The 15,914-nt window shown below is 63.6% G+C and carries 12 protein-coding genes; 2 read left to right on the top strand and 10 right to left on the bottom strand.

All coding sequences use genetic code 11. From position 1 onward, the window contains the following. Window positions 1-29 precede the first annotated feature (29 nt). A complete protein-coding gene (locus tag EN852_RS03320) occupies window positions 30-1,415 on the bottom strand; it encodes a M20/M25/M40 family metallo-hydrolase (protein ID WP_127874885.1) in 1,386 nt (461 codons plus the stop codon). A 424-nt stretch (window positions 1,416-1,839) separates the two neighbouring features. Here EN852_RS03320 and polA point away from each other — a divergent pair, with 424 nt between their 5' ends. Further along, a complete protein-coding gene (gene polA, locus EN852_RS03325; RefSeq protein WP_189545679.1) occupies window positions 1,840-4,800 on the top strand; it encodes a DNA polymerase I in 2,961 nt (986 codons plus the stop codon). Window positions 4,801-4,955: 155 nt separating this feature from the next. Here polA and EN852_RS03330 read toward each other — a convergent pair whose 3' ends face one another. The 8 genes from EN852_RS03330 to EN852_RS03365 form a co-directional block, all read right to left on the bottom strand. Next, window positions 4,956-5,360, bottom strand: coding sequence for a Fur family transcriptional regulator (locus EN852_RS03330; RefSeq protein WP_127874887.1), 405 nt, complete (start codon window positions 5,358-5,360; stop codon window positions 4,956-4,958). A gap of 152 nt (window positions 5,361-5,512) precedes the next feature. After that, a complete protein-coding gene (mgrA, locus tag EN852_RS03335) occupies window positions 5,513-6,559 on the bottom strand; it encodes an L-glyceraldehyde 3-phosphate reductase (RefSeq protein ID WP_127874888.1) in 1,047 nt (348 codons plus the stop codon). Between the two features lie 111 nt (window positions 6,560-6,670). Continuing rightward, complete coding sequence (locus EN852_RS03340; RefSeq protein WP_127874889.1) at window positions 6,671-7,813, bottom strand: Gfo/Idh/MocA family oxidoreductase; 1,143 nt, start codon at window positions 7,811-7,813, stop codon at window positions 6,671-6,673. A 5-nt stretch (window positions 7,814-7,818) separates the two neighbouring features. After that, window positions 7,819-8,571, bottom strand: a complete 753-nt coding sequence (locus tag EN852_RS03345) for a sugar phosphate isomerase/epimerase (RefSeq protein ID WP_127874890.1) — start codon at window positions 8,569-8,571, stop codon at window positions 7,819-7,821. A gap of 37 nt (window positions 8,572-8,608) precedes the next feature. After that, window positions 8,609-9,712 (bottom strand): ABC transporter ATP-binding protein, encoded by a 1,104-nt coding sequence (locus EN852_RS03350; RefSeq protein WP_127874955.1) that lies wholly within the window; start codon window positions 9,710-9,712, stop codon window positions 8,609-8,611. Next, window positions 9,712-10,644 carry a carbohydrate ABC transporter permease gene (locus tag EN852_RS03355; protein ID WP_127874891.1) on the bottom strand — a complete coding sequence of 311 codons (933 nt, stop codon included), beginning with the start codon at window positions 10,642-10,644 and terminating at the stop codon, window positions 9,712-9,714. Before EN852_RS03355 ends, EN852_RS03350 begins: the two co-directional genes overlap by 1 nt. After that, entirely contained in the window at window positions 10,637-11,530 is an 894-nt protein-coding gene (locus tag EN852_RS03360) for a sugar ABC transporter permease (RefSeq protein WP_127868345.1), read from the bottom strand. The genes EN852_RS03355 and EN852_RS03360 overlap by 8 nt, the downstream gene beginning before the upstream one ends. 78 nt (window positions 11,531-11,608) lie before the next feature. Next, window positions 11,609-12,847 (bottom strand): ABC transporter substrate-binding protein, encoded by a 1,239-nt coding sequence (locus EN852_RS03365; protein WP_127874892.1) that lies wholly within the window; start codon window positions 12,845-12,847, stop codon window positions 11,609-11,611. Between the two features lie 386 nt (window positions 12,848-13,233). Here EN852_RS03365 and EN852_RS03370 point away from each other — a divergent pair, with 386 nt between their 5' ends. Then, a complete protein-coding gene (locus tag EN852_RS03370; RefSeq protein ID WP_127874893.1) occupies window positions 13,234-14,277 on the top strand; it encodes a LacI family transcriptional regulator in 1,044 nt (347 codons plus the stop codon). On the opposite strand, the gene gndA is transcribed toward EN852_RS03370, so the two are convergent. Continuing rightward, complete coding sequence (gndA, locus tag EN852_RS03375) at window positions 14,274-15,701, bottom strand: NADP-dependent phosphogluconate dehydrogenase (RefSeq protein WP_127874894.1); 1,428 nt, start codon at window positions 15,699-15,701, stop codon at window positions 14,274-14,276. The genes EN852_RS03370 and gndA overlap by 4 nt on opposite strands. Window positions 15,702-15,914: the final 213 nt, after the last annotated feature.

A 15,914-nucleotide genomic window follows, 5' to 3' on the forward strand; every position in this document is an offset into this window, starting at 1 on the left:
TGAATCTCACGTCTTTCGTGACTTTCGCCTCAGCGGGTCAGCGCATCGAGGATACGCGCCCAGGACCGCTGCCCCTTGTGGAAGGAGGTCAGCTCGTATTTCTCGTTCGGCGAGTGGATGCGGTCGTCGTCGAGGCCGAAACCGACCAGCAGCGATTCCATGCCGAGATAGGTCTGGAAGTCGCCAACCACGGGAATGGAGCCGCCGCCACCGATGGTCAGCGCCTGCTTTTCCCATTCATCGGACAGCGCGTCCTTGGCCTTGGCCAGGAACGGCGAGTCGTAGGAAAGCTGGATCGCCGGCGAGCCGCCATGCGGATGGAATTCGACCGAGCAGTCGCCGGGGATGCGTTCGCGCACGAAAGCCTGGAAGGCGGCGCGGATTGTCTTCGGATCCTGCTTGTGGACGAGCCGGAACGACACTTTCGCCGAGGCTTCCGCCGCGATCACCGTCTTGAAGCCTTTGCCGGTGTAGCCGCCGATGATGCCGTTGAACTCGGCCGTCGGCCGCGCCCAGGTCATTTCGAGCACCGAGCGGCCCTTTTCACCGGCCGGAATGGAAAGCCCGACCGGTCCGAGGAAGGTCTCGGCTGTCTCGCCAAGGCCTTCCCAGGATTTCAGCACTTGGCTGGGCGTCTCCTCGACGCCGTCATAGAAGCCCGGAATGGTGACGCGGCCATTCTCGTCATGCACGTCCGCCAGCACCTTGGCCAGGATGCGGATCGGATTGGCGGCCGGCCCGCCATAAAGGCCCGAATGCAGGTCGCGGCTGGCGGCCTTGACTGTGACCTCCTCGCCGACCATGCCGCGCAGCGACACGCAGATCGACGGCGTCTCATGGTTCCACATGCTGGTGTCGCAGACCAGCGCGAAATCCGCCTTCAGCTCGGCGGCGTTGGCTTCCAGGAACGGCTTCAGCGACGGCGAGCCGGATTCCTCCTCGCCCTCGAACAGGATGGTGACGCGGCAGGGCAGATTGCCATGCACCTGCTTCCAGGCACGGCAGGCCTCGACGAAGGTCATCAACTGCCCCTTGTCATCGGCCGAGCCGCGGCCGGTGATCACCTTGCGGCCGGGTTCGATCTCCTTGATCGAAGGCGCGAACGGATCGGTTTCCCACAATTCGATCGGATCGACCGGCTGCACGTCGTAATGGCCATAGAACAAAACATGCGGCGCGCCTGCCGGTCCCTCGTGATGCGCCACCACCATCGGATGTCCGGGCGTGTCGCGCACACTCGCGTCGAAGCCGATCAGCTTGAGCTCGGCGACCAGCCATTCGGCCCCCTTGCGGCAGTCGGCGGCAAAGGCCGGATCGGTGGAGATCGACTTGATGCCGAGCAGGCCGAACAGCCGCTCCAGGCTCTGGTCGAGATTCTGGTCGAGACGTTCGAGGACGGGGGAGATCCTGGACATGCTTTTTGCCTTTCGATTTTTGGGCAGACCCTAAAGGGCCACGCCCAAAACGAAAAGGCGCGATCGTTAGACCAAGACGCAATCGTCGCCGAGGACAAAAAGAAGACCGCCGTGGTGGAGGGGGAACCACGGCGGCCTCTACTCGAAACGTTGCGGCAGCCCGGAGAGGGGGGATAGGCTGCCGCAGTTTGCCCGGAATAGGCGGGGGACGGGCCTTGCTCCGGACTTCGGCGAAAACTGCCGATGACGTGTATTTGGGTCTCTGAACATGGCGATTCAAGGGCATGAAAATTACACTTTTGTAACATGCCCGTGAGCGCCCAATTTCCGGCCGGACAGGATCTGTCAGGGGTGTTGCCCGAACCGGTGGGTTCCTCCGCCTTTGGCATGGACCGCGAAGGCTGGCCGCGCTATCCCTGCCGGCATGAAAAAAGGCGATCACCTCTTCCTCGTCGACGGCTCCGGCTACATTTTCCGCGCCTACCACGCGCTGCCGCCGCTCAACCGCAAATCCGACGGCCTGCCGACCAGTGCGGTGCTCGGCTTCTGCAACATGGTTTGGAAGCTGATGCAAGACGCCCGCAACACCAATGTAGGCATCGTGCCGACGCATTTCGCCGTCATTTTCGATTATTCCTCGAAGACGTTCCGCAGCGATCTCTACCCCGAATACAAGGCGAACCGCTCGGCGCCGCCGGAGGATCTGATCCCGCAATTCGGGCTGATCCGCCAGGCGACCGTGGCCTTCAACCTGGCCTGCATCGAGATGGAGGGTTTCGAGGCGGACGACATCATCGCCACCTATTGCCGGCTCGCTTGCGAGGTCGGCGCCGACACCACCATCATCTCCTCCGACAAGGACTTGATGCAGCTGGTCGGACCGACCGTCGGCATGTACGACCCGATGAAGGACCGCCAGATCGGCATTCCCGAGGTGATCGAGAAATGGGGGGTGCCGCCGGAAAAGATGATCGACCTGCAGGCGCTGACCGGCGACTCGGTCGACAACGTGCCGGGCGTGCCGGGCATCGGCCCGAAGACCGCGGCGCAGCTGCTGGAACAGTTCGGCGACCTTGACGGTCTGCTGGCGCGTGCTTCCGAGATCAAGCAGGACAAGCGGCGCGAGACAATCATCGCCAATGCCGACAAGGCTCGGATCTCGCGCGAGCTGGTGACGCTGAAGAACGATGTGCCGCTGAAAGAGGGGCTGGACGACCTGGTGCTGCACGCGCCGGACGGACCGAAGCTGATCGGCTTTCTGAAGACCATGGAATTCACCACGCTGACACGACGCGTTGCCGAGGCGACCGCCACCGAGATCGGCGACGTCCAGGCTTCCGCCGTCATCGTCGAGCGGGCCGATGCCGCGCACGGGCCCGATGTCGGCGCCGGCGCGCCGCCGCGGCAGCCGGCACCTCAATCAAAGGGCGACGCAAAACCCGCCGCGCCGGTCAGGGGCGAGGATGCGCCACCGCAGGGCGACACCCCATCGCTGCTTTCGGCGCTGCGGCTGGAACAGGCGGCGGCACGCAAGATCGACCCTTCGGCCTATGGCGCCATCCGCGACGCGGCCGCGCTGAAAGCCTGGATCGCCGAAGCCCGCGACGCCGGCATCCTCGCCTTCGACGCCGAGACCAGCTCGTCCGATCCGATGCAGGCCGATCTCATCGGCCTGTCCATGGCGATCGCGCCCGGTCGCGCCGTCTATGTGCCGCTTGCCCACGGAAACGGCAACGGCGATCTGCTTGGCGGCGGCCAGTTGGAGAACCAGATTCCGGTCCGCGAGGCGCTGGCGCTGCTCAAGCCGCTGCTCGAGGACCGGTCGGTCCTGAAAATCGTGCAGGACATGAAATACGACATCGTTGTGATGAGCCGGCACGGCATCGAGGTCGGCCCGTTCGACGACACGATGCTGATCTCCTACGTGCTCGACGCCGGCACCTCAGGCGGCCACGATCTCGCCTCGCTGTCGGAAAAGTGGCTGGGCCACGCGCCGGCGTCGAAAAAGGAACTGGCCGGCTCGGGCAAGAGCGCCATCGGCTTCGACCAGGTCGATATCGAGCGCGCGACGAAATACGCCGCCGAACAGGCCGATATTGCGCTGCAGCTTTGGCAGGTGCTGAAGCCGAGGCTCGCCGCCAAGGGCCTGGTTTCCGTCTATGAGCGGCTGGAACGGCCGCTGGTGCCGGTGCTCGCCCGCATGGAGCAGCGCGGCATCTCGGTCGACCGCCAGATCCTGTCGCGGCTGTCGGGTGAGCTGGCGCAGGGCGCCGCCCGCGCCGAGGAAGAGATATACGGCATCGTCGGCGAGCGCATCAACATCGGCTCGCCGAAGCAGCTCGGTGACATCTTGTTCGGCAAGATGGGCCTGCCGGGCGGCTCGAAGACCAAGACCGGCCAGTGGTCGACCTCGGCGCAGCTGCTGGAAGATCTTGCCGCCGAAGGCCACGAGCTGCCGCGCAAGATCGTCGACTGGCGCCAGCTCACCAAGCTGAAATCGACCTACACCGACGCCCTGCCCGGCTTCATCAACCCCGGCACCAACCGCGTGCATACGTCCTATGCGCTTGCCGCGACCACAACCGGGCGGCTGTCGTCCTCCGATCCCAACCTGCAGAACATCCCGGTGCGCACCGCCGAGGGCCGCAAGATCAGGACCGCCTTCATCGCGGAGAAGGGCCACAAGCTGGTTTCGGCTGACTACAGCCAGATCGAGCTGCGCGTGCTTGCCCATGTCGCCGAGATCCCGCAGCTCAAGCAGGCCTTCGCCGACGGCGCCGACATCCACGCGATCACCGCGTCGGAGATGTTCAACGTGCCGGTCGAGGGCATGCCGTCGGAGGTGCGCCGGCGGGCCAAGGCGATCAATTTCGGCATCATCTACGGCATCTCGGCCTTCGGCCTCGCCAACCAGTTGTCGATCCCGCGCGACGAGGCCGGCGCCTATATCAAGCGCTATTTCGAGCGCTTCCCCGGCATCCGCGACTATATCGAGGAAACCAAGGCTTACGCGCGCGAGCACGGTTTTGTGGAAACCATCTTCGGCCGGCGCATCCATTATCCGGAGATACGATCCTCCAACCCGTCGGTCCGCGCCTTCAACGAGCGCGCCTCGATCAACGCCAGGCTCCAAGGCACTGCGGCCGATATCATCCGCCGCGCGATGGTGCATATGGAGGAAGCGCTGGACAAGGCGAAGCTCTCCGCCCGCATGCTGCTGCAGGTGCATGACGAGCTGATCTTCGAGACGGTGGAAGCGGAAGTCGAAGCGACCATTCCCGTCGTGCGTCGCGTGATGGAGAACGCGCCGATGCCGGCGGTCTCGATGTCGGTGCCGCTGCATGTCGACGCGCGGGCGGCGAACAATTGGGACGAGGCGCATTAACTCGCACCGCGCCCGTAAGTGCGTCGAGATTCAGGTCAGGCCGAGCTGAAAATGGTGTGTTCCGAGAACCGAAGCGGAGCGTACTTAAGTACGTGAGCACCGGAAGCGCAGGAAGCCGCCATTTGCAAGCCGGCCTCACCTGAATATCGGCGTACTTACGCCGCCTCAGCCCTGCACTTCGCACACACGCCGCGAAACTCAATCACCGCCTTCTTGGCCGCGAATCCAGTCGAGCGCACCCATTCGTCCAGCCGGTGGTCAACATCATGGTCGGACATCTCGGTCACCTGGCCGCAATTGTCGCAGATGGCGAAGGCCGTCATCGAATGGCTGTGATCATGCGGCTCGGCGCAGGCGACGAAGGAGTTGAGGCTTTCGAGACGGTGCACGAAGCCCGACTTCACCAGTGTGTCCAGCGCCCGATAGACCTGCAGCGGCGCCCGGAACCCGCGGTCGCGCAGCTGGTCGAGCAGCGTATAGGCGCTGAGTGGCCCGCTGGACGCCTCGAGCTTCTCGAGCACGCAGAGCTGGTTCTTGGTCAGCGCATCTCTTGCCGTCATCTTGTTCGCCCAATCGACGCTTGCACGCGCGACCGCATGCCAAGGACTTCAATTTCCCCTGAGATAGCGACGAACGAGTGATTTTGCCACTGTTTCCGCAGCGCGTACCGCCTGGCGCACGCTGCGCGGCGAAGGTTGGCCGCGACCGATCGCTACTTGCGCGGCGGCCCTTTGCGTTCGGCCGAAGCAGCCCACAGGTTGATGTCGGACTCGCGCGCATAAGTATCGATCTCGGCAAGCTCGGCATCGCTGAATTCCAGCGCCTTGAGCGCGCCGACGCAATCCTCGACCTGTTCCGGCCGGCTGGCGCCGATCAGCGCCGTGGTCACGCGGCCCTTGCGCAGCACCCAGGCCAGCGCCATCTGCGCCAGCGTCTGGCCGCGCTTCTTGGCGATTTCGTTGAGTGCCTTGATGTTGGCGATCGACTTGTCGTTGATGAAGGCTGGCCTGAGCGACTTGCCTTGGGCAGCGCGGCTGCCCTCGGGGATGCCGCCGAGATACTTGTCGGTCAGCATGCCTTGCGCCAGCGGCGAGAAAACGATCGAGCCGATGCCCAGTCCCTCCAGCGTGTCGAGCAGCCCGTCCTCCTCGACCCAGCGGTTGAGCATCGAATAGCTCGGCTGATGGATCAGGCATGGCGTGCCGAGCTGCCGCAAAATGTCGGCCGCCTCGCGCGTGCGCTGCGAATTGTAGGACGAGATGCCGGCATAGAGCGCCTTGCCGGAGCGCACCGCGTGGTCGAGCGCGCCCATCGTCTCTTCCAGCGGCGTCTCGGGATCGAAGCGGTGCGAATAGAAGATGTCGACATAGTCGAGCCCCATGCGCTTGAGGCTCTGGTCGAGGCTGGCCAGCACATATTTGCGGCTGCCCCATTCGCCATAGGGACCAGCCCACATCTCGTAGCCCGCCTTGGTCGAAATGATCATCTCGTCGCGATAAGCGGCAAAATCGGTGCGCAGGATCTCGCCAAACGCGGTTTCCGCCGAGCCGGGCGGCGGGCCGTAATTGTTGGCGAGGTCGAAATGCGTGATGCCGAGGTCGAAGGCCTTGCGCACGATCGCCTGCTTGGTCCGGTGCGGCGTGTCGTTGCCGAAATTGTGCCAAAGCCCGAGCGAGATCGCCGGCAGCTTCAAGCCGGACCGGCCGCAGCGGTTATAGATCATCTTCTCGTAGCGGTTTTCGGCGGCGACATAGGGCATGGGGGGAATCCTCGGGATCGAAGCGGCGCGGCGGTCGCGGCGATGAATTGAACCGATGCTTGCCCCTAACCCTTACCCTCTCCCCGCCGAAACGGGGAGAGGGGTTGCCACCTAGTTTTTCTTCGCCAGCAACGCCTTCGCGTCCTTGACGCCGAGCGCGGCCGGCCGCTCGCAGCTCGTCTGCATGGTGACATATTTGCCGCTTTCGCCGGAACGTAGGATGCCGGTCATGACATCGACGGCGTGCAGCGCCAGCTCCATCGAGCAGCGATGCGGCCGCCCTTCCGCTATCGCGATCGCCATGTCGGCGAGGCCGGCGGTGCGGTAATTGGCCATCATGCCCTGGCCGTGCATCTCGTTCGGCACGCCGAACGGATGGTTCCATTTCGGCAGTTTCTTCACCGGCTTGGCCGCGTCGGTGAAGCGCACTTCGCCGCCGAAGAAATTCGGATCCGGGACGAAGACGGTGCCCAACTCGCCATAGAGCTCCATTGGCGCGTGGCCATGGCTCCAGACGTCCCAGCTGGTGTTGAGCGTGATCACCGCGCCATTGGCGAATTCGAGCAGCGCATGGATGGTGGTCGGCGTGTTCACCGGGATCTTCTCGCCCGCCCGCGGTTTCGACGAGATCGTCCGCTCCTTGGCCGGCGTCGTCGCGAAGGCCGCCACCTGTTTCACCGGTCCGATCAGCTGGATCAGGTTGGTGACGTAGTATGGCCCGATGTCCAGCACCGGACCGGCGCCCGGCTGGAAGAAGAAGTCCGGATTGGGGTGCCAGTGCTCCATGCCGTGGCCCATCACATGGCAGGTGCCGCTGGTGATCTTGCCGAGCTTGCCGCTGTCGATCAGCTCGCGCGCCAGCTGGTGCGCGCCGCCGAGGAACGTGTCCGGCGCCGAACCGATGCGCAGGCCCTTCTTCTCGGCCCGTTTCTTGAGGTCGAGCCCTTCCTCGATCGACAGCACGAACGGCTTTTCCGAATAGACGTGCTTGCCGGCGTCGAGCACAGCTTTCGAGACTTCGTAGTGCACGGCCGGGATCGTCAGGTTGACGATGATGTCGATCTCGTCGTCCTTGAGAAGGTCGTTGACCGTCTCGGCGCGCAGCTTGAACTCCTTTGCCCGCGCTTTCGCCGCATCCATGTTGATATCCGCGCAGGCGCGCATCTTGATGCCGCGGAACAGCGGCGCCAGTGAGAAATACGCCTTCGATATGTTGCCGCAGCCGATGACGCCGACGCCAAGTTTGTCTGCCATTTCGATTACTCCTGCCAGCTCTTGGCTGCCGCGATCGAGCGCCGGGCATAACGCTCGATGTCGTTGGGGTTGTCTTGTTCCATGATGAAATACTGCGCCGCGCTCTTGGCGCGCAATGTCTTGAAAAGGCTCGCCCAATCGATCGTGCCGTGGCCGACATCGGACCAGCCATCCTCATCCAGCCCCTCGCCCGGCTTGGCGATGTCCTTGACATGGACGGCGACGATGCGTTTGCCGTATTTTTCGATCCAGGGCAGCGGGTCGGCGCCACCGCGCACCACCCAGGCGACGTCCATTTCCCAGCCGATATCGGGTGCGGCGGACAGGATGTGGTCCTGCGGCAGCGTGCCGTCGGCGAGCGCCTTGAACTCGAAATCGTGGTTGTGCCAGGCAAAGCCGTAGCCGGCCTTCTTCGCGGTCTCGCCCACCTTGGCGAGACGTTCGCCGAAGCCGCGCCAGCCGGCGGCGTCCGACGGGCGTTGGTCGGGCATCAGATAGGGGCAGACCAGCAGCGTGATGCCCAACGCATCGGCGATTTTGCGCACACCGTCGAAATCATTTGCCAGCGCGTCGATCGAGAAATGCCCGGTCGGCATCGCAAGTCCGTTCTTGTCGAGCTCGGCGCGGAACGCTTTGGGGTCGTCATAGACGCCGCCGAAGCCCTCGACCTGGGCGTAGCCGAGCTCGCCGAGCATCTTCACCACGCCGTCCCATGGCTGGAAATTGCGGGCGCTGTAGAGTTGGAATGACCAGTTCATCTGTCCTGTCCGTTCTGCTTGGGGGATTTTTTTGGAGTTAGAGGCGATTGTCGGTTTGAGCGTCGAACAGCGAGGCGCGCGCCGGATCGAAACCGATGCGGATCGCATCGCCGTTGCGCAGCGTCTTATCCGCTTCGACACGGAAGGAGATGATCTGGCCGCCGAGCTTGGTCCACACCAGCGTGTCGGAGCCCATCGGATCGACGATCTCGACTGTCGACTCGGCGGTGAACGGCATTGCCTGGGCGGCGTCGCCGAAGGCGATATGCTCAGGCCGGATGCCGAAGATGCAAGGCTTGGCGGCCCGGCCACCCTCGCCGTCAAATTGATAGCGGCCGAGCGGCACCGACATGCCGTCCGCTTTGAAGACGGGGACGGCGCCCGCCTCCAACTCGCCCTTGAGGAAATTCATCGCCGGCGAACCGAGGAAGCCGGCGACGAAGCGGTTGACCGGCCGGTTGTAGATGGTCTGCGGCGCATCGAGCTGCTGGATGACACCGCCCCTCATGACGGCGATGCGATCAGCCAGCGTCATCGCCTCGATCTGGTCGTGGGTGACGTAGATCATCGTGTTCTGCAAGCGCCGGTGCAGCAGCTTGATCTCGACGCGCAATTCCGAACGCAGCTTGGCGTCGAGATTGGAGAGCGGCTCGTCGAACAGGAAGACATCAACGTCGCGTACCAGCGCTCGCCCGATCGCCACACGCTGGCGCTGGCCGCCCGAAAGCGCCGAGGGCTTCCTCTGCAAAAGCGGCTCGATCTGCAGGATCTCGGCGGCACGCGCGATGCGCTTGGCGATCTCGTCCTTCGGCACGCCGGCGACGCGCAGGCCGAAAGAAAGGTTCTTCTCCACCGTCATCTGCGGATAGAGAGCGTAGGACTGGAACACCATGCCGATGCCGCGGTCCTTCGGCTCTTCCCAGGTGACGTTCTTGCCCTTGATGAAGATGCGGCCGTCCGAAATGTCGAGCAGGCCGGCTATGCAGTTGAGCAAGGTCGACTTGCCGCAGCCGGACGGGCCGAGCAGCACGATGAACTCGCCCTCGGCGACATCCAGGTTGAGCGTCTGCAGCACCGAGACGGCGCCGAAATTGAGCGACAGGTCCTGGATCGAAACGCTGGGATTGGCGATGTCCATCATCATCCTTTCACCGCGCCGGCGGCGATGCCGCGCACGAAGAGCTTGCCGGAAACGAAGTAGACGATCAGCGGAACAAGGCCCGTCAGGATGGTCGCGGCCATGTTGACGTTGTATTCCTTCACGCCCTGGACCGAGTTGACAATGTTGTTGAGCTGCACCGTCATCGGATAGGTGTCGGGGCGGGTATAGACGACGCCGAACAGGAAGTCGTTCCAGATGCCTGTCACCTGCAGGATGATGGCGACGACGAAGATCGGCAGCGACATTGGCAGCATGATGCGCAGATAGATGCCCCAGAAGCCGGCGCCGTCGACGCGCGCGGCGCGGAACAGCTCCTCCGGCATCGAGGTGAAATAGTTGCGGAAGAGCAGCGTCAGGATCGGCATGCCGAAGATCGAGTGCACGATCACAAGGCCGGTCAGCGAGCCGTAGATGCCGATTTCGCGCAGGATGATGACGATCGGGTAGATCATCACCTGATAGGGGATGAAGGCGCCGACGATCAGGATGATGAAGAAGGTGTCGGCGCCCTTGAAGCGCCAGTTGGCCAGCGCGTAGCCGTTAACCGAGGCGATCGCGATCGAGAGCAACACCGACGGCACGGTGATGCGCACCGAATTCCAGAAGCCGCGCGAGAGCCCGTCGCAATTGAGCCCGGTGCAGGCGGTGGCCCAAGCCTTCACCCAGGGCTCGAAGGTGATCTCCACCGGCGGCGAGAAGATGTTGCCGAGGCGGATTTCCGGCATGCCCTTCAGCGAGGTGACGATCATCACGTAGAGCGGCAAAAGATAATAGAGCGCCACGACGATCAGCGTGCCGTAGAGGAAGATGTTGCGGCGCGACAGCACGTGCCGCGGCTTCGGGCCGCTGGGGCCAGTGGCACCGCGCCTGAGCGCTTCAGCGCCGGGGGATCGGGAGGCGATGTCAGCCACGCTTCTTGCCTCCGAATTCGAGATAGGCCCACGGCACGATGACGATCACCACCGAAAGCAGCATCATGGTCGAGGCGGCGAAGCCCTGGCCGAGATTCTGGGCGAAGAACATGTAGTCATAGACATATTTCGCCGGCACTTCGGAAGCGATGCCGGGGCCGCCGCTGGTCTGCGCCACGACGAGGTCGTAGACCTTGACGATGCCGGCGGCGATGATCACCAGCGTAGTGATGAAGACCGGCCGCATCATCGGGATGATGATGAAGAGATAGGTCTTCCAGGCGGGAATGCCGTCCACCCTCGCCGCCTTCCAGATATCCTCGTCGATGCCGCGCAGGCCGGCGAGCATCAGGCACATGATCAGCCCCGTGCCCTGCCAGAGCGCCGCGATCGAAATGCCGTAGATGACGATGCTGGAATTATAGAGCGGGTCGAAGCTGAAGCTCGTCCAGCCGAGGTCGCGCACGACGCGCTGCACACCGAAATCCGGATTGAGCAGCCATTGCCAGACCAGCCCGGTGACGATGAAGGACAGCGCGAAGGGATAGAGGAAGATGGTGCGGAACGTGTCCTCGAAGCGGATCTTCTGATCAAGAAGCGCCGCCAGCAGGAAGCCGATGACCAGCGAGAACACCAGCGAGATCACGCCATAGATCAACAGGTTCTCGATCGAGACCAGCCAGCGCGATGTCGACCAGAGTCGGTGATACTGGTCGAGCCCGACGAAGTTGAGCCGCGGCAACAGCTTCGAATTGGTGAAGGAATAGAGCACCGTCCAGGCCGTGCCGCCGACGAACACCACCAGAGCCGTCAGGATCATCGGGATCGACGCGATCTTGGCGTTCAGGTTGCGGAAAAGCTGGTTGGGGCGTTCGCTGTTGCTCATCTAATCAGCCGGACAATGAGACGTCAGGCTCCCGGCCCCGGATAGGCTGGGGACGGGAGTTGGCGGGGGCGCCGTCGATCAGTCGGCCGAAGCGATGATCTCGGCGAAGCGCTTCTGCGCCTCATCGAGCGTCATGTCGGGCTTGGCGAAGAACTCGGAGAACAGGTCCTCCTTCTGCTTCTGGCTGTCCTGCGAGAGCAATTGGTCCGTCCACGGGATGACGGCGCCCTTGGCGAGGATGGCAAGACCCTTCTTCATGCAGTCGTTCGCCGCATTGAGGTCGACGTCGCCGCGCACCGGCAGCGAGCCCTTCTTGAGGTTGAAGGCGACCTGGGTCTTGGGATCGAGCAGCGTCTCGGCCAGCACCTCCTGCGCCTTGGACTTGTCGGCGTCCTTGAGCAGCGGGAAGTAGAAGGCATCGCCGCCGGTGGCGATGACCTCGTTCAGGCCGAGGCCAGGCAGGCAGGCATAGTCCTTGCCGGCGGTCTTGCCGGCGACCTGGAACTCGCCCTGCGCCCAGTCGCCCATGATCTGGCCGCCGGCCTTGCCGGTGATGACCAGATTGGTGGCCTGGTTCCAGTCCTGCACGTTGGTGTTCTTGGCCATCTTGCGGGCGTCGTCCGCCGCTTTGAACACCTTGGCGATCTCGGGGCCGCCGGCGAATTTGGCGTCCTTGTCCTTGTAGACCTTGAGGAAGGCGTCGGTGCCGCCGACCGCGGCCAGCAGCACGTCGAAGGCGCCTGACGCCTGCCAAGGCTGCCCGCCGACCGCGAGCGGGATGATCCCGGCCTTCTCCAATGCCGGAGCGGCGGCCACGAATTCATTCCAGTCCTTCGGCATCGGCACGCCGGCCTTCTGGAAGGCCTCGTTCGACAGCCATAGCCATTGCCAGGAATGGATGTTGACCGGCACGCAATAGATCTTTCCGTCGATCGTGCAGCTGTCGAGCAGGCTCTTCGGCCTCACAACCTCAGTCCATTTGTCCTTGGTGGCGATATCGGTGAGGTCGCGCATCAGCCCGGCCTGCACGAGTTCCTCTGCCTGGCGACCGTGGTTGAACTGCGTGGCGCCCATCGGGTCGCCGCCGGTGATGCGGCTGATCATGATCGGCCGCGCCGTGCCGCCGGAGCCGGCGATGGCGCCGTCGACCCAGTGATTGCCCGTAGCGTCGAATGCCTTGGCAAGCTCGGCCACCGCCGCCGCTTCGCCGCCCGAAGTCCACCAATGGGTGACCTCCAGGTCGGTCGCGGCCGCCGGACCGGCGAAGTTGAGGGCTACCGTCGCGGCAAAGGCGGCGGTCAGGAATTTATATCGCATTTCGGCTTCCTCCCAGAATCTGAAACGTTACAGATTTTCGATACGGCAAATGATCCGACTAGGCAACCCCTCGTCTCAAAGCGCATTGAGATTTTTTCGAGGCACGAACAAAATCTTCCCGCTCGGGTGGCTGAACTGAAACCTGAATGGCAGGTCCATGCCCAAAATGGGCCCGGACCGACATTTCTTTGTGATTCCAGCGACTTTCACCCCAACTCCATATCGGCAAGGCAGGGGTCGGCTGCCTCCGCGGTCAATCACGAATATTGGCAACCTGTAACGTTTCAGTATATTGAACCCGATCGCAGCCTGAAGTCGCGCAATCGTCAACGCTGCACGATTGCCGGTCGGCCCTACGGCTGCTATGCGCCTGACGGGCGGGACGAATGGATAGACGGGTAACGAAGAAGGGCGACGACACGTCGGGCAAGGAGCGGCCGACGCTGAAGACGCTTGCCTTCATGACCGGGCTTGGTGTCACGACGGTGTCGCGTGCGCTGAAGGATGCACCCGAGATCGGCGCCGAGACCAGGCGCCGCGTCCAGCTCGTCGCCAAGCAGATCGGCTATCGCCCAAACCGGGCCGGCGTGCGCCTGAGGACCGGCAAGACCAACGTCATCTCGCTTGTGCTGAACACCGAGCACGAGCTGATGAGCTTCGTCTCGGACATCATCTACGGCGTCACCGAGGTGATCGCCGACACGCCCTACCATCTGATCGTCACGCCCTATTCGCGCTCGCAGGATCCGCTCGATCCGGTGCGCTATCTGGTCGAGACGGGCTCGGCCGATGGCGTGATCATCTCGCGCACCCAGCCCAACGACCCGCGGGCCCGCTATATGCTGGAGCACGGCGTTCCCTTCGCCACGCATGGCCGCACCGACATGGGGCTGGTGCATCCCTATCACGACTTCGACAATTACGCCTTTGCCGGCGAAGCCGTCCGCGCGCTCGCCGCCAAAGGCCGCAACCGGCTGGCGCTTGTGACGCCCCCGGTTGGCCTCACCTATTTCCGCTATACGGTGAACGGCTTTGCCGATGCGCTGAGCGAGGTCGGCGCCTCGGAGGTGCCGTTCAACACCGTCTCGATCGACCATACGATCGAGCAGATCAGGATGCGCACCGCCCAGCTCATGCGCCGGGACGACCGCCCGGACGGCATCATCAGCAGCGCCGCCGCGGCAACGCTCGCCGTCGTCGCCGGCATCGAGGACGCCGGCCTGAAACTCGGCCGCGATGTCGACGTGGTGTCGAAACAGTCCTCGGAGGTGCTGCACTTGTTCCGCCGGGAGCTGCTCGTCGTCAACGAGGATTTCCGGCTGGCCGGCTACGAGCTCGCCCGTGCCGTGCTTGGCTGGATTGCAGGCAAGGAACCCGGCTCGCTGCAATCGCTGAGCAAGCCGAGCGAGGTTCTGCCCTATCGGGGTTAGTGCCCTGCCCCGCTGCCCCACGGTCCGTGGAAGGCGCCCTCTTCGCCGATCCGTTCAAAACCATGCGCGCCGAAGAAATCGCGCTGCGCCTGGATCAGGTTCGACGTGCCGCGTCCCTGACGGTAGCTGTCGAAATAGGCGAGCGCCGACGACAGCGCCGGCACCGGCGAGCCGGCCTCGGACGCCCGCGCCACGATGCGCCGGAGCGAGGGATGCGCCTCTTTCATCATGGCGATGAAGGCCGGCGCCATCAGAAGGTTGGTGGACGCGCTGCCCGAACCGAAGGCCTCGGCCATCGTGTCCAGCATCTGCGAGCGGATAATGCAGCCGGCGCGCCAGATCTTGGCAATGGTCGGCATCGGCAGGTTCCAGTTGAACTCCTTGGAGGCGCCGCTCATCACCGCGAAACCCTGCGCGTAAGCCGCGATCTTGCCGGCAAACAGCGCCAGCTCCAGATCCTTGAGCAGCGCGGCCTTATCGCCGGAAATCTTCTCGACGCCGATATTGCCATAGGCCTTTTCCGCCGCCTGCCGCTCGTCCTTGATCGAGGACAACACCCGCGCCGCGACCGCCGCTTCGATGGCGGTGGCCGGAATACCGAGCTGCTGCGCTTCGATCACCGACCATTTGCCGGTGCCCTTCTGTCCGGCGCGGTCGAGGATGATATCGACCACCGGCTTGCCGGTCTTGGGATCGTCGGCGGCGAGAACCTTGGCGGTAATCTCGATCAGGTAGGAATTGAGGCGGCCCTTGTTCCATTCCTCGAACACCTTGCCGATCTCCTTGGGCGCCATGCGGAGCCCGTCGCGCAGGATGCCGTAGATCTCGGCGATCATCTGCATGTCTGCATATTCGATGCCGTTGTGGATCGTTTTGACGAAATGCCCGGCGCCGTCAGTGCCGAGCCAGGCGGCGCAAGGCTCGTCCTTGAATTTGGCCGAGATCGCGGTCAGCACCTTCTCGACCCGCTTCCAGGACTCCTCGGTGCCGCCGACCATGATCGACGGCCCGTGGCGCGCGCCCTCCTCGCCGCCCGAAACACCCATGCCGATGAAGGTCAGGCCCGAGCTGGAAAGCTCGGAAAAACGGCGCATCGTGTCGCGGAAATTGGCGTTGCCGGCATCGATGACGATGTCGTTATTGGAGAGCACGCCACGCAGCGCCGCGATCTGCTCGTCGACCGGCTTGCCGGCCAGCACCATGATGATGATCGGCCGCGGCGGCCGGATCGCCGCAGCAAGCTCCTCCAGGCTGTAGCAGGGAACGACCCTGTCCTTCAGCGGACCGGCGCTCTCGACAAACGCGTCGGTGCGCGACGGCGTGCGGTTGAAGACGGCGATGCGGTGCCCGTGCTCGGCGATGTTGAGCGCCAGGTTGGAACCCATCGTGCCAAGGCCGATCAGGCCGATTTCGGCTTTTTCCATCGTTTCTTCCCTGCTTTCGCATGCTTGTTGATTGGAGCCCGCGATTTGCGCGGATGATTGACGGGCCTTTCGCGCCACGTCAACCGTCTCACTGTCGTCGCGGATCACCGCAACGCTTCGGTGGTCGATTTCTGTCGCCTAATAGCCCAAAGAGTTCTGGAAGGCCATTCCGCACTTCATCTGTTACAAGCACTTTGTCATAGTCGATTGCAT

Source organism: Mesorhizobium sp. M2E.F.Ca.ET.209.01.1.1 (genome assembly GCF_004010375.2).
In the GTDB taxonomy this organism is placed as follows: Bacteria; Pseudomonadota; Alphaproteobacteria; order Rhizobiales; family Rhizobiaceae; genus Mesorhizobium.

What these genes read in the sequence shown, in the direction of transcription:
- EN852_RS03320 (WP_127874885.1), bottom strand. Translation starts at nt 1,415, where the DNA reads ATGTCCAGGATCTCCCCCGTCCTCGAACGTCTCGACCAGAATCTCGAC.
- polA (WP_189545679.1), top strand. Translation starts at nt 1,840, where the DNA reads ATGAAAAAAGGCGATCACCTCTTCCTCGTCGACGGCTCCGGCTACATT.
- EN852_RS03330 (WP_127874887.1), bottom strand. Translation starts at nt 5,360, where the DNA reads ATGACGGCAAGAGATGCGCTGACCAAGAACCAGCTCTGCGTGCTCGAG.
- mgrA (WP_127874888.1), bottom strand. Translation starts at nt 6,559, where the DNA reads ATGCCCTATGTCGCCGCCGAAAACCGCTACGAGAAGATGATCTATAAC.
- EN852_RS03340 (WP_127874889.1), bottom strand. Translation starts at nt 7,813, where the DNA reads ATGGCAGACAAACTTGGCGTCGGCGTCATCGGCTGCGGCAACATATCG.
- EN852_RS03345 (WP_127874890.1), bottom strand. Translation starts at nt 8,571, where the DNA reads ATGAACTGGTCATTCCAACTCTACAGCGCCCGCAATTTCCAGCCATGG.
- EN852_RS03350 (WP_127874955.1), bottom strand. Translation starts at nt 9,712, where the DNA reads ATGATGGACATCGCCAATCCCAGCGTTTCGATCCAGGACCTGTCGCTC.
- EN852_RS03360 (WP_127868345.1), bottom strand. Translation starts at nt 11,530, where the DNA reads ATGAGCAACAGCGAACGCCCCAACCAGCTTTTCCGCAACCTGAACGCC.
- EN852_RS03365 (WP_127874892.1), bottom strand. Translation starts at nt 12,847, where the DNA reads ATGCGATATAAATTCCTGACCGCCGCCTTTGCCGCGACGGTAGCCCTC.
- EN852_RS03370 (WP_127874893.1), top strand. Translation starts at nt 13,234, where the DNA reads ATGGATAGACGGGTAACGAAGAAGGGCGACGACACGTCGGGCAAGGAG.
- gndA (WP_127874894.1), bottom strand. Translation starts at nt 15,701, where the DNA reads ATGGAAAAAGCCGAAATCGGCCTGATCGGCCTTGGCACGATGGGTTCC.